Source organism: Martelella mediterranea DSM 17316, assembly GCF_002043005.1.
In the GTDB taxonomy this organism is placed as follows: Bacteria; Pseudomonadota; Alphaproteobacteria; order Rhizobiales; family Rhizobiaceae; genus Martelella; species Martelella mediterranea.
This window is the reverse complement of record NZ_CP020330.1, coordinates 4,227,177-4,239,839: the sequence shown is the minus strand read 5'-3', so window position 1 is coordinate 4,239,839 and position 12,663 is coordinate 4,227,177. Positions and strand designations below refer to the sequence as shown.

14 protein-coding genes are annotated in these 12,663 nt (G+C 63.2%); 9 read left to right on the top strand and 5 right to left on the bottom strand.

What is annotated here, in order from left to right; genetic code table 11:
• Nucleotide 1: 1 nt before the first annotated feature.
• Complete coding sequence (locus Mame_RS19780; protein ID WP_026173608.1) at nt 2–262, bottom strand: PepSY domain-containing protein; 261 nt, start codon at nt 260–262, stop codon at nt 2–4.
• Between the two features lie 312 nt (nt 263–574).
• On the opposite strand from Mame_RS19780, the gene ilvD reads away from it, so the two are divergent.
• Together ilvD and blaOXA are read left to right on the top strand one after the other, a co-directional pair.
• On the top strand, nt 575–2,410 hold the full coding sequence (gene ilvD, locus Mame_RS19775) for a dihydroxy-acid dehydratase (protein WP_026173607.1): 1,836 nt from the start codon (nt 575–577) through the stop codon (nt 2,408–2,410).
• Between the two features lie 92 nt (nt 2,411–2,502).
• The gene (gene blaOXA / locus Mame_RS19770) at nt 2,503–3,321 is read left to right on the top strand and encodes a class D beta-lactamase (protein WP_018065579.1); all 819 of its coding nucleotides are present in this window, start codon (nt 2,503–2,505) and stop codon (nt 3,319–3,321) included.
• 50 nt (nt 3,322–3,371) lie between these two features.
• On the opposite strand, the gene Mame_RS19765 is transcribed toward blaOXA, so the two are convergent.
• Nucleotides 3,372–3,737 (bottom strand): lysozyme inhibitor LprI family protein, encoded by a 366-nt coding sequence (locus Mame_RS19765; RefSeq protein WP_210162253.1) that lies wholly within the window; start codon nt 3,735–3,737, stop codon nt 3,372–3,374.
• On the opposite strand from Mame_RS19765, the gene Mame_RS26780 reads away from it, so the two are divergent.
• The 4 genes from Mame_RS26780 to Mame_RS19750 all read left to right on the top strand — a co-directional run bounded on the left by Mame_RS26780 (nt 3,736) and on the right by Mame_RS19750 (nt 7,006).
• Nucleotides 3,736–3,978 (top strand): hypothetical protein, encoded by a 243-nt coding sequence (locus tag Mame_RS26780; protein ID WP_155122154.1) that lies wholly within the window; start codon nt 3,736–3,738, stop codon nt 3,976–3,978. The two genes, Mame_RS19765 and Mame_RS26780, sit on opposite strands and share 2 nt — an antisense overlap.
• A complete protein-coding gene (locus Mame_RS19760; RefSeq protein ID WP_018065577.1) occupies nt 3,978–5,384 on the top strand; it encodes a DegQ family serine endoprotease in 1,407 nt (468 codons plus the stop codon). Before Mame_RS26780 ends, Mame_RS19760 begins: the two co-directional genes overlap by 1 nt.
• A complete protein-coding gene (locus Mame_RS19755) occupies nt 5,381–6,691 on the top strand; it encodes a replication-associated recombination protein A (protein ID WP_018065576.1) in 1,311 nt (436 codons plus the stop codon). The genes Mame_RS19760 and Mame_RS19755 overlap by 4 nt, the downstream gene beginning before the upstream one ends.
• A 108-nt stretch (nt 6,692–6,799) precedes the next feature.
• Nucleotides 6,800–7,006 (top strand): hypothetical protein, encoded by a 207-nt coding sequence (locus Mame_RS19750; protein ID WP_018065575.1) that lies wholly within the window; start codon nt 6,800–6,802, stop codon nt 7,004–7,006.
• Nucleotides 7,007–7,099: 93 nt separating this feature from the next.
• On the opposite strand, the gene gpt is transcribed toward Mame_RS19750, so the two are convergent.
• The 3 genes from gpt to Mame_RS19735 all read right to left on the bottom strand — a co-directional run bounded on the left by gpt (nt 7,100) and on the right by Mame_RS19735 (nt 9,338).
• Nucleotides 7,100–7,600, bottom strand: coding sequence for a xanthine phosphoribosyltransferase (gpt, locus tag Mame_RS19745; protein WP_018065574.1), 501 nt, complete (start codon nt 7,598–7,600; stop codon nt 7,100–7,102).
• 71 nt (nt 7,601–7,671) lie between these two features.
• Nucleotides 7,672–8,514: a universal stress protein gene (locus tag Mame_RS19740; protein ID WP_018065573.1), complete on the bottom strand. Its 843-nt coding sequence runs from the start codon at nt 8,512–8,514 to the stop codon at nt 7,672–7,674.
• A gap of 89 nt (nt 8,515–8,603) precedes the next feature.
• On the bottom strand, nt 8,604–9,338 hold the full coding sequence (locus Mame_RS19735; RefSeq protein ID WP_033410455.1) for a competence/damage-inducible protein A: 735 nt from the start codon (nt 9,336–9,338) through the stop codon (nt 8,604–8,606).
• Between the two features lie 187 nt (nt 9,339–9,525).
• On the opposite strand from Mame_RS19735, the gene wrbA reads away from it, so the two are divergent.
• From wrbA to mnmA, 3 genes are all read left to right on the top strand, one after another.
• The gene (gene wrbA, locus Mame_RS19730) at nt 9,526–10,125 is read left to right on the top strand and encodes an NAD(P)H:quinone oxidoreductase (RefSeq protein ID WP_018065571.1); all 600 of its coding nucleotides are present in this window, start codon (nt 9,526–9,528) and stop codon (nt 10,123–10,125) included.
• Between the two features lie 134 nt (nt 10,126–10,259).
• Nucleotides 10,260–11,126: an N-acetylmuramoyl-L-alanine amidase gene (locus Mame_RS19725; protein WP_018065570.1), complete on the top strand. Its 867-nt coding sequence runs from the start codon at nt 10,260–10,262 to the stop codon at nt 11,124–11,126.
• 314 nt (nt 11,127–11,440) lie between these two features.
• A complete protein-coding gene (gene mnmA, locus Mame_RS19720) occupies nt 11,441–12,634 on the top strand; it encodes a tRNA 2-thiouridine(34) synthase MnmA (RefSeq protein WP_026173606.1) in 1,194 nt (397 codons plus the stop codon).
• Nucleotides 12,635–12,663 lie beyond the last annotated feature (29 nt).

The following is a 12,663-nucleotide window of genomic DNA, read 5'->3' as shown; positions in this document are numbered from 1 at the left end:
TTCAGTCCTTCCCGGAGATGCTGGCGATCGCGCCGGTCTTCGGGTTGATGTAGACTTCGTGCATCTTGTTGTTTTCATCATAGCACTTCGCCTCGATCATGCCGCCCTCGGCCTCGAAGCCCTTGAGGTTGCAACCTGCCTTTTGCAGCGCGGCGGCGGCATCCGTCGGGTTGGTGCCAACGATATCGCCGACGGCGGGCATTGCGAATGCGGCGACTGGAGCGGCAATGAGCGAGACCGCGAGAACCATGGAACGGATCATGATAATTTCCTTTCTTGGGAAGGCGCGCCGGAAGTGGAGCGCAACGACCCCGATCTGCTGCTCGAATGCCTCCCCGTCCATCTGCTTATGGCTGAGCCGGGCCCGCGTAAGCGATTGCTTAGGGCGAAAACACCGGTTTTCTGACTAACCGTACCGGAGAGTACCGTTTTGCCGCCAACCGATAGTGACAGCCCGTCCGATATGGGTTACCACCACCACAAGCGGCGATGCCTGCCTGTGACGCAGGGAGCACATTGAGGAGGACCGGATCGGTCATATGTGCTGAACGCCGGATTTAAGAAAGGAAGCCCCATGCCTGCCTATCGTTCAAGAACGACGACCCATGGTCGAAACATGGCCGGCGCGCGCGGTCTCTGGCGCGCAACCGGCATGAAGGATGGTGATTTCGGCAAGCCGATCATCGCCGTCGTCAATTCTTTCACCCAGTTTGTGCCCGGTCACGTCCACCTGAAGGACCTCGGCCAGCTCGTGGCCCGCGAGATCGAAAGCGCGGGCGGCGTCGCCAAGGAATTCAACACGATCGCCGTCGATGACGGCATCGCCATGGGCCATGACGGCATGCTCTATTCGCTGCCCTCGCGCGAGGTCATCGCCGACAGCGTCGAATATATGGTCAACGCCCATTGCGCCGATGCCATGGTCTGCATCTCCAATTGCGACAAGATCACCCCCGGCATGCTGATGGCCTCGCTGCGCCTCAACATCCCGACGATCTTTGTCTCCGGCGGCCCGATGGAAGCCGGCAAGGTTGTGTTGAACGGCAAGGAACAGGCGCTCGATCTGGTCGACGCCATGGTCGCCGCCGCCGACGACAAATATTCCGATGACGATGTCCAGGCGATCGAGCGTTCGGCCTGCCCGACCTGCGGTTCGTGCTCGGGCATGTTTACCGCCAATTCGATGAACTGTCTGACGGAAGCGCTCGGCCTGTCGCTGCCGGGCAATGGCTCGACGCTTGCCACCCATGCCGACCGCCGCCGCCTGTTCGTCGAGGCCGGCCACCAGATCGTCGATCTGGCGCGCCGCTACTATGAGCAGGACGATGAAAGCGCGCTGCCGCGCAATATCGCCAGCAAGGCCGCGTTCGAAAACGCGATGACGCTCGATATCGCGATGGGCGGCTCGACCAATACGGTGCTGCATATTCTCGCGGCCGCCTATGAGGCCGAGCTTGATTTCACCATGGACGATATCGACCGGCTGTCGCGGCATGTGCCGTGCCTTTGCAAGGTCGCTCCGGCCAAGAATGATGTTCATATGGAAGATGTCCACCGCGCCGGCGGCATCATGGCGATCCTTGGCGAGCTGGACCGGGCAGGGCTGATCAAACGCGACAGCCCGACCGTTCATTCGGCGACGCTGGGCGACGCCATCGACCAGTGGGATATCGTGCGCACCAATTCCGAAAGCGTGCGGAAATTCTTCATGGCGGCACCGGGCGGCGTGCCCTCGCAGCAGGCGTTCTCGCAGGAGCGCCGATGGGCCGAACTCGACCTCGACCGCGTTTCCGGTGCGATCCGCAATGCCGAGCATCCGTTCTCCAAGGATGGCGGGCTTGCCGTGCTGAAGGGCAATATCGCGCTCAACGGCTGCATCGTGAAGACGGCCGGCGTTGACGAGAGCATCCTGAAATTCTCCGGCCCGGCGGTCGTCTACGAAAGCCAGGACGCGGCGGTGAAGGGCATTCTCTCCAACGAGGTCAAGGCCGGCGACGTCGTCGTCATCCGCTATGAAGGACCGAAGGGCGGGCCGGGCATGCAGGAAATGCTGTATCCGACCAGCTATCTGAAGTCGAAGGGCCTCGGCAAGGATTGCGCGCTGATCACCGATGGCCGGTTCTCGGGCGGCACCTCCGGTCTTTCGATCGGTCACGTCTCGCCGGAAGCGGCCCAGGGCGGCGCGATCGGTCTTGTTCGCAATGGCGACATGATCGACATCGACATCCCCGGCCGTACCATCTCCCTGCGCATCTCGCCCTCCGAGCTCGAAGCCCGGCGCTCGGCACAGGACGAAAAGGGCTGGAAACCCGAAGGCCCGCGCCGCCGCAAGGTGACGACCGCGCTGAAGGCCTACGCAGCCTTCGCCGCCAGCGCCGACAAGGGCGCGGTGCGGATATTGCCGGAATAGTGCCAGCTTTCCCGCATCACATGCGGGGCTTGTGAAACTGTTCGGGTCGTCCTGCAAAGGTCGACCCGAAACTTTGCGTGGTGGAGGCGAAAATGCTGCGATTGTTTGTTGGTCTGGTGCTTTTCCTGTTGCCGGCGCTGGCGCGTTCCGCCGAGGCGGCGCCGGTCTGTACGCTCATGGTGAACGCAACATCCGGGGCGGTTCTGGTAGAGGAGGGGGATTGCCGATCGGAGGTCACGCCGGCCTCGACCTTCAAGGTGGCGCTGGCGGTGATGGGTTTTGATGCCGGCGTGCTGCAGGACGCTCATCACCCGGTCATGGCCTATCGCGAAGGCGATCCCGACTGGGGTGGGGCAGCTTGGAAACAGGATACCGATCCCGAGCGCTGGATCCGCTATTCCGTCGTCTGGTATTCGCAGCGCCTGACCCATATTCTCGGAGCTGCGAGGCTTACTCGCTATGGCGAGGCGTTCGGCTATGGCAATGCCGATTTTTCCGGCGATCCGGGTTACGACAACGGGCTGGACCGTGCCTGGATCGCGTCATCGCTGAAGATTTCGCCGTATCAGCAGGCCGCCTTTCTGCGCGGGCTGGTGCTCGGAACCTTGCCGGCAAGTGATGAGGCCATGGCAAAGACGCGCAGTCTGCTCGAACAGAACATCGTCGACGGTTGGGTTTTGCGCGGCAAGACGGGCGCGGCCTATCCCCGGCGCGCCGATCGCAGTTTTGATTACGACCACGGCTGGGGATGGTATGTCGGCTGGGCCGAACGCGGCGAGGACACGCTGGTGTTCGTGACGCTCACGCAGACGGAGCAGCGCGGCAAGCAGTCGCCGGGGATCCGGACCCGGGAGGCTCTTTTGGAGCAATGGCCGGCCTTGTCCAGGCGGGCGCTGAACGCGCCACGCTGATCCTTGGGGCGAGGGAAACGCGGATGCGCGCGCTTCCCTCGCGTCTATCCTCAGATCGGCTTGTCGATCCCGTCATAAATCTTCTGCAACTGGTCGATGCGGGTGTCGTAGGCCTTTTCGATACAGGCGACATTCGTGCCGCAGGCTTCGCGCTCCGTCAGCCAGGCCTTCTGGTCGTCGGCCATGTTGCCGGACATGCCCATGGCGAACAGACCTTTGAGCATGGTGTACATCGTCGCCATCTTCACGTCGTCGTCGTTGAGCGTGAGGTTGGAGCAGATGGTCTTTTCATTCGGTGTCAGGCCGGAGGCGCTGCAATCGAAGCTCGCGGCGGAGGCCGGCGTGGTCATCAGGGCCGCGCCGCCGACGATGGCAAGCGAAGCCACAAGGGCGAGTGCTGTGGGGGTGTGTCTCATGGAATTACCTCCTTTTGGTTGCGGCCCGAGCCTGCTCTTGTCGCCCGGCGATTTTGTGGCGGGCGGTTGCAGCCCGACGATGACGGCAATCTTCCGCTTCAATCGTGAATGTGAAATGAATAGGCCCCCAAAACCGCGCCTGATTTGTCGCATCTGCCGCTTTTTCACCCTATATCGGGCGATGATGGTGGTGCACCCTCCGGGTTCTCCGGATGAAATTCATGAAGAGACAGGTGACTGATGACGGCACACTTCACACGCATTTCCGCCGCGGCTCTTTTCGCCGGTATGGCCTTGACCATGCAGCCCGCCCTTGCTGCCGACAGAGTGGTTCCCGGCAGCGATGCCGAACTGCAATATTCCTATGCGCCGCTGGTGAAGCAGACCGCGCCGGCGGTGGTCAATGTCTATGCGGAGCGCATGGTGACGCGCCGCATGTCGCCGCTTTTTTCCGATCCGTTCTTCGGCCAGTTCTTCGGCCAGCAGATGCCGGGCCGTTCGGAGAAGCAGACCTCGCTCGGCTCCGGGGTGATCGTGGAGAAGAACGGCACGATCATCACCAACAACCACGTCATCGCCGGCGCTGACGATGTGCGGGTCGCGCTTGCCGACGGCCGCGAGTTTCCGTGCACCGTGCTGCTGAAGGACGACCGCTATGATCTGGCGGTGCTGAAGATCGATTCGGACGAGGATTTTCCGACGATCCCGATCGGCGATTCCGATGCGGTCGAGGTCGGCGACCTGTCGCTGGCGATCGGCAACCCGTTCGCCGTCGGCCAGACGGTCACGAGCGGCATCATTTCGGGGCTTGCGCGCAATTCCATCACCGATGGCGAGTTCGGCTTCTTCCTGCAGACCGACGCGGCGATCAATCCGGGCAATTCGGGCGGCGCGTTGCTCGATATGCAGGGCGAGCTGATCGGCATCAACACCGCGATCTTCTCCAAGGGCGGCGGGTCGAACGGCATCGGCTTCGCCATACCGGCGAACATGGTCAAGGTGTTCCTCGCCGCCGCCGATCGCGGGGATGAGCGGTTCCAGCGCCCCTATGTCGGCGCGACCTTCGGCCCGGTCACCTCCGACATGGCCGAGGCGCTGGGGCTGAAGGCGGCGCGCGGGGCGATTATCTCGGCGGTGCGGGACGCAAGCCCTGCGGAAAAGGCTGGGCTCCAACCCGGTTCCGTCATCACCGCGGTCAACGGCGTGCCGGTCGAACACCCCGACGCCCTGCTTTATCGCCTCACCGTGATCGGCATCGGCGAGAAGGCGGACCTCACGGTCGAGCGCGACGGCAAGGCCAGCCACGTCGCGTTGCCGCTCGGCCTCGCGCCGGAGGATCCGCCGCGCGATACCCGCACGATTGACGGCAACAGCCCGTTTTCCGGCCTGACGGTGGAAAACATCTCGCCGCGCGTGGTCGAGGAGTTGCGCCTGCCCGACATATCTGATGGTGTCGTCGTCGCGGAGGTTGAAGCCGGCTCGCCCGCCGCCCGTATCGGCTTTTCCCGCGGGGATGTGATCGTCGCGGTCAACGGAACCGAGATCGATACTACCGGCACGCTGGAAGATCAGGCCGCCGCCAGTCCCGGCCTCTGGCGCCTTTCCATCAATCGCGGCGGCAGGATGATAAACCAGATCTTCAGATGAGCGACCTGTTTGCCCCCAAAGTTCCGGAAGATATCGAGCGCAAGCGGCCGCTGGCCGACCGGCTGCGGCCGAAGCACCTCGCCGAGGTCACCGGCCAGCCGCACCTGACCGGCCCAGATGGCGTGCTGACGCGGATGATCGCGTCCGGTTCGCTCGGCTCGATGATCTTCTGGGGGCCGCCGGGCACGGGCAAGACCACGGTCGCCCGGCTGCTGTCGGGCGAGGCAGGCCTCGCCTTCGAGCAGATTTCCGCGATCTTCTCCGGCGTCGCCGATCTCAAGAAGGTGTTCGAGGCGGCCCGCGCCCGGCGCATGAACGGGCGGCAGACGCTACTGTTCGTGGACGAGATTCACCGCTTCAACAGGGCCCAGCAGGACAGCTTTCTTCCCGTGATGGAAGACGGCACAATCATTCTGGTCGGCGCCACCACCGAGAACCCGTCCTTCGAGCTCAACGCCGCGCTTCTGTCGCGCGCCCGCGTGCTGACCTTCCGGCCGCATGACGCCGAAAGCCTTGCCGAGCTCGTCGCCCGCGCCGAGGAGGCCGAGGGTAAGAAACTGCCGCTCGATGAGGCCGCCCGCCAGACGCTGCTGATGATGGCCGATGGTGACGGCCGCGCGATCCTGACGCTTTCGGAGGAGGTCTGGCGCGCCGCGCGCGAGGGCGAGATGCTCGATCCGCAGAGCCTGCTCAACATCGTCCAGCGCCGCGCGCCGATCTACGACAAGGGCCAGGATGGTCACTACAATCTGATTTCGGCCCTGCACAAGGCGGTGCGCGGCTCCGATCCCGATGCCGCGCTCTATTATCTCGCGCGCATGTTCGATGCCGGCGAGGACCCGCTGTTTCTCGGCCGCAGGTTGGTGCGGATGGCGAGCGAGGATATCGGCCTTGCCGATCCGCAGGCGCTGGTGATCGCCAATGCCGCCAAGGACGCCTATGATTTTCTCGGTTCGCCGGAGGGCGAACTGGCGCTGGCGGAAGCCTGCGTCTATCTCGCCACCGCGCCGAAATCGAACGGCGTCTATACCGCCTACAAGGCGGCGATGCGGGCGGCGAAGGAAAACGGCTCGCTGCTGCCGCCCAAGCATATCCTGAATGCGCCGACCAAGCTGATGAAGACGGAAGGCTATGGCGACGGCTATCGCTACGATCACGATCAGCCCGATGCCTTCTCCGGACAGGATTATTTTCCTACCGAAATGGGCCGCCAGAAATTCTACAACCCGCCCGACCGCGGCTTCGAACGCGAGATCAACAAGCGCCTGCAATGGTGGGACAAGCTGCGCAAGGAGCGCGGCGGCTGAGCCATCCGCCAGCGGCTCCAATCGCAGAGATCTGCAAAAAGCGCCAACCCCAGGGAACTCCGGTCTTCACTTCGCGTTTACCATGCAACACGAATTGGAGAACTCGAAATGGAAAACCTGCCCTTACGCGTTCTTGCCTATGCCGTCATCGTGCTTTGCTGCGCCATGGTTGTCGGGATCATCCTCACTGTGCCGGTGCTCTACGAGGCCAGGATATTCCTCCTGCCGGCAATGCTGCTGATCGCCTGGGTTTCCGGCCCGCTCCTGACCCATTATCTGGCTCCGCAGGAAGCCCCCGGTCTCCGCAAGCGGTAAGTACCCCCCGGCCGCGCGAAGCGAACGCCTGACCAGAAGGGAAGCTGGTCAGGCGTTCGTTGTTTTCGGCGATGAGTGTAAAAGCAGACCGCCTTACTTGTCCGAAGGGGCCTTCTTGATTGGCGCCTGATAGGTGAAGCCCATGTCCCAGGGGAAATAGATCCAGGTGTCCTGGCTGACCTCGGTGACGAAAGTGTCGACCATGGGCACGCCCTGCGGTTTGGCGTAGAGGCAGGCGAAATGGGCCTTGGGCAGCATTTCGCGCACCTCGCGGGCGGTGTTGCCGGTATCGGTCAGGTCGTCGATGATCACGACGCCCTCGCCGCCATTCTTCTTCAATTCTTCGGAGATGCCCTTCAAGAGCAGGGTTTCGCCCTGATCAGTGTAATCGTGATAGCTCGCGATGCACACCGTTTCGATCAGGCGGATTTCCAGCTCGCGGGAGATGATCGCGGAGGGAACAAGACCGCCGCGGGTGACGCAGACGATCGCGGTGAAGGTCTGTTCAAGGCCGGCAAGACGCCAGGCGAGCGCGCGGGCGTCTCGATGGAACTGGTCCCACGAAACGGGGAAGGCTTTTTCGGGTAGGGACATGGCAGGCTCCGCAACAAACAATGCGGGCTAATAGCCGCATTCCCGGCTTTATTGCAAGGCCTGCGCCGTCATCACCGCGACATCAGCGTTGCCGCCGTCATCGAGCCGAGCAGGGTGCGGGTGACGCCGCCGAAAAGCAGCTCCCACAGCCTGGAATGGGTATAGGCCCCCATCACCAGCAGATCGACGGAGTTGTCGGAGAGCCGGTTCTCGATGATCTCGCCGGCCTTGGCCTTGTCGGCATGCGCCGTGGTGGCGACGACATTGATGCCGTGGCGGGCGAGCGTTGCCGCGATCTCCGCGCCGGAAAGTCCGCTATCCTCATCCGCGCTCTCACGCGGATTGACCGAGAAGATCTCGACCTCGTCCGCCTTCTTCAGGAAGGGCAGGGCGTCGAAAGTGGAGCGCGCGGCCTCGCGCGAGCCGTTCCAGGCAACCATTACCTTGGAGAACGGCTTGGCGGCCTTGGCCACATGCGGAACCATCAGCACCGGCCGGCCGCTTTCGAACAGGAAGTTCTCGAAATTGGTGCGGATATCGCCGGGCGCGTCGGAAGCAAGCTGCGGGGCTATGATCAGGTCGACGGCGCGCGCACTGTCGATCACCGAGGGGCCGGCGAAGCCGGAGGCCGAGACGATGTTGCGCCAGTCGCAGGAAATGCCTTCTCTTTCGGTCCGGGTGCGGAAAATCTCGCCGATCTCCGCGCTGCGCTTTTCGGCGAGCTCCTGCATCGACTGAACCGAGATCGGGTCCGGGATTTCCATCGGCGCGACGATCGGGGTCGGGGTCACGGCCTCGGCATGAAGGCCGATCAGATGCGCATCGAAGCTGCGCACGACCTCGAAGGTGAAATCGAGAAATCCGCCCTGCTGCGCGGGAGATTCCATCACCGCCAGAATGGTCTTGTAGCTCATCGAAACCTCCTCACGAATACTGCTGCGTTATCTTACTGTAGCGTTGGTATCGCCGATTGCGAAGGTCAAAGCATTGACTAGTGTCAAAATCATCCCTGAAGCGCTGCAATCATGGCCCGAATGTCGATCGCCGCCGCATCGACGAGCGCGCGTTCGCGGGCGCGGACCACGAGCTGGGTGTTGAAGCCCTTGTCGGAAAAGCGCGGATAGGAGCCGATAGAGGTGTGCGGATGGGCCTTTTGGATCGCGGCAAGCTCTGTGCCGATATCACCCTCGCCGAAGGGGCAGTCGATCGCCTCCGAGATGATCGCGACGCCGCCCTGAAGCGTGGGGATGACATTGGCAAGCATCGCCTGGAACACCTGCGGCACGCCGGCCATGACATGGACATTCCCGATCACGAAGCCGGGGGCGGTGGAGACCGGATTGTCGATCAGCGCCGCGCCTTCTGGCATGCGCGCCATGCGCCGGCGCGATTCGTTGAATTCGATCCCGCGCCGGGCATAGTTTTCCGCCAGCCGCTTTATCGCCTCGTCATTGTAGATGCACGGCAGGCCGAAGGCGGCGGAGACCGAGTCGGCGGTGATATCGTCATGGGTGCCGCCAATGCCGCCGGAGGTGAAGACATAGGTGTAGCGGGCTCTCAGCGCATTGACCGCCTCCACGATTGCCTCTTGGTCGTCGGCGACGATCCGGACTTCCTTCAGCTCGATCGCCGCCAGCGTCATGGCGTCCGCCAGATAGCCGATATTTTTGTCCTTTGTCCGTCCGGACAACAATTCGTCGCCGATGGCGAGCATGGCTGCGGTGGGCTGCTGGGTCATGTCGGTCTGGTCCGTGATATGCCGGGGAACTGATTTCTGGACCCTACGGCGATTTTGATCAAGCATGCATTTTCGCTGCCGGGCTCGAGACTGTGAACAGTGCGTCTATCGCCGGCTGTCTCGACAACGGCCTTGTCCGCGCCATATCAAGATGCAACACTTGAAACAGTGAAACCGGAGCAATCAAATGGCAAAAGTTCTCGTCCTCTACTATTCCGCCTATGGCCACATCGAAGCCATGGCCAAGGCCGTTGTCGAAGGGGCGAAAGCCGCTGGCGCGGACGTAACCCTGAAGCGCGTGCCCGAACTGGTGCCGGAAGAGGTTGCCAAGAACTCCGGCTTCAAGCTGGATCAGGAAGCGCCGATTGCCGATCCCAACGAACTGGCGGACTACGACGCCATCATCTTCGGCTGCGGCACGCGTTACGGCACGGTCGCCTCGCAGATGCGCAACTTCATCGACCAGACCGGCGGGTTGTGGGCCCAGGGCAAGCTGGTTGGCAAGGTCGGTTCGGTATTCACCTCGTCGGCGACCCAGCATGGCGGTCAGGAATCGACCATTCTCGGTTTCATTCCCACGCTGCTGCACCACGGCATGGTCGTCGTCGGCCTGCCTTATGCCTTTGCCGGCCAGATGGGCGTCGAGGAAGTCAAGGGCGGTTCGCCCTATGGCGCTTCGACGATCACTGATGGCGACGGCTCGCGCATGCCGTCCGAAACCGAACTTTCCGCCGCCCGCTACCAGGGCGAGCACGTGGCCAAGATCGCTGCCAAGACGGCTGCCTGATCGACCTCCCGGACTTTTGAGCGCGGCCTTCAACGGCCGCGCTTTTTTTGTGCCCGTTTTTCCCCGCGAAATCCCGCCGCCGCCGCCGCCCATACGATTCCGGTCATCGCGAACCGTATCGAAAGGCAGGCGTCATGCGCATCGAGAACCACAGAATTCCGGGCATCTGGCACAGACAGTCATCCAATCTGGGCGCCGCGCGCGAAAAGCCGCCGGTCGTCATCGTGCTGCATTACACCACCGGCTGGAACGGCAAGGCGAGCCGCGACTGGCTGATGGGCGAGGCGGGCGGCACGACCAATCGCGGCTCCAGCGCCCATGTCGTGGTCGATCGTGATGGCACGGCCTGGCAGATCGCCCCGTTCAACCGCACGGCCTGGCATGCGGGGCCATCGCGCTATGGCGAGTTGCAGGGGCTCAATAGCCATTCCGTCGGCATCGAATTCGTCAATGCCGGCTGGATGAAGCCGAACGGCCTTGGCGATTACATCGATGCCTATGGACGGCGGATGAACGACCGCGCCCTGAAAAAGGCCGGCGGCTACACGCTCGCCCCGCATGCCCGCGTCGGCTCGGGCTCCTTCGCCTGGCCGCTCTACCCGGAAGCCCAGCTTGAGACCGGGCTGGAGATCGTCCAGGCGCTCATCGCCGCCTATCCGATCGCCGCGATCGTCAGCCATGAGGAGATCGACACCCGCGGCTGGAAGACCGATCCGGGACCGGCCTTCCCGATGGCCCGGTTTCAGGGGCTGATGGGCGAGGCGGCCGGCCGGGAAGAGGCCTATGTCGTGACGGCCGGTCGGCTGAACCTGCGCGGCGGTCCCGGAACTGGCTTCGAGAAGATCGTGCCGCCCGGCATGCTGCTGCGCGGCACCCGGCTTAGGGTTCTGAAGCGCGAGGGCGACTGGGCCTTCGTCGCGCCCGAACGGGCTGATGGCGAGGAGGGGGCCATTCGCGGCTGGGTGCATGGCGGCTATATCGCGCCAATGATCGCGGCCTGAGGACCGGCAGTTTGTTAAGAAACCTGTCCTCAAATTCGGCGTCATCCTCGTGCTTGTCACGAGGATCCAGGCAGCGCGGCAAGGCTTCGCAATAGCTCTTATCAAATTCAATGGCTTGGATCGCCTGGATGCTCGGATCAAGTCCGAGCATGACCCCTGTGAGGAAGGTCAGGAAGGTATCAAACTGCACATTCAGGGGTTTGTCAGCAGCCTGGCGGCTTGAAAGGCTGGTATTCTTGCGTCTTTGGCTGAAGGCCTCTATATCAGCGGAAAATATCGGATTCACATCCAACCTTGAACTGGACTGGCGGATCATGAACACACTCGGTTTTGACAAGAAGCCTGAGGACACGCGCGTTGTCGTGGCGATGTCCGGCGGCGTCGACAGCTCGGTCGTGGCCGGGCTTTTGCAGCGCGAGGGCTATGACGTTCTCGGCATCACGCTTCAGCTATACGACCACGGCGCGGCCGTGCACCGCGCCGGCTCCTGCTGCGCGGGACAGGATATCGATGACGCGCGCCGCGTCAGCGAGCGGCTCGGCATTCCGCATTATGTGCTGGATTACGAAGCGCGGTTTCGCGAAACGGTGATCAACCCCTTCGCCGAGGCCTATATCGCAGGCGAAACGCCGATCCCCTGCGTTGCCTGCAACCAGACGGTCAAGTTCGCAGACCTTCTGACGACGGCGCGCGAACTCGGCGCCGATGCGCTGGCGACCGGCCACTATATCCGCTCCGCGCCCAATCCGACCGCCGACAACCCGATGCGGCGTGCGCTTTACCGTCCGGTCGATGCCGAGCGCGACCAGAGCTATTTCCTGTTCGCGACCACGCAGGAGCAGATCGATTTCTTGCGCTTTCCGCTCGGCGGCCTGCCGAAGGCGGAGACCCGTAAGTTGGCGGAAGAAATGGGTCTGATCGTTGCCGACAAGCCGGACAGCCAGGACATCTGTTTCGTGCCGCAGGGCAAGTATTCCGATGTCATCGCCAAGCTGAGGCCGAATGCCGAGCTTTCCGGCGAGATCGTCCATCTCGATGGCCGCGTGCTCGGCCGTCACGAGGGCATCGTCCGTTACACGATCGGTCAGCGCAAGGGGCTTGGCGTTGCCACCGGCGAGCCGCTCTACGTGGTCCATCTCGACGCCCGCTCGCGCCGCGTCGTCGTCGGCCCGCGCGAGGCCCTGGAAACCCGGCGGATCTATCTGCGCGACGTCAACTGGCTGGGCGATCGCCCGCTTGCCGACGAGGCGGCCGACGGTTTCGCGTGTTTCGCCAAGGTGCGCTCCACGCGCCCGCCGCTGCCGGTCATGCTGCGCGTCGATGAAAACGGCGTCTATGTCGACCTGCTGGAAGGCGAGGCCGGGATTGCGAACGGACAGGCCTGCGTGCTCTACGACGCCCCCGGCAACGAGGCCCGCGTCTTCGGCGGCGGCTTCATCGATCGTTCCGAACGCTCGGCGGAAGCCGAGGCGGCGCTGAAGAGCCTCATGGATGGGCTCGCGGCTTGATCGTCATCGCCTCCCGGCGGCGGCAGGCC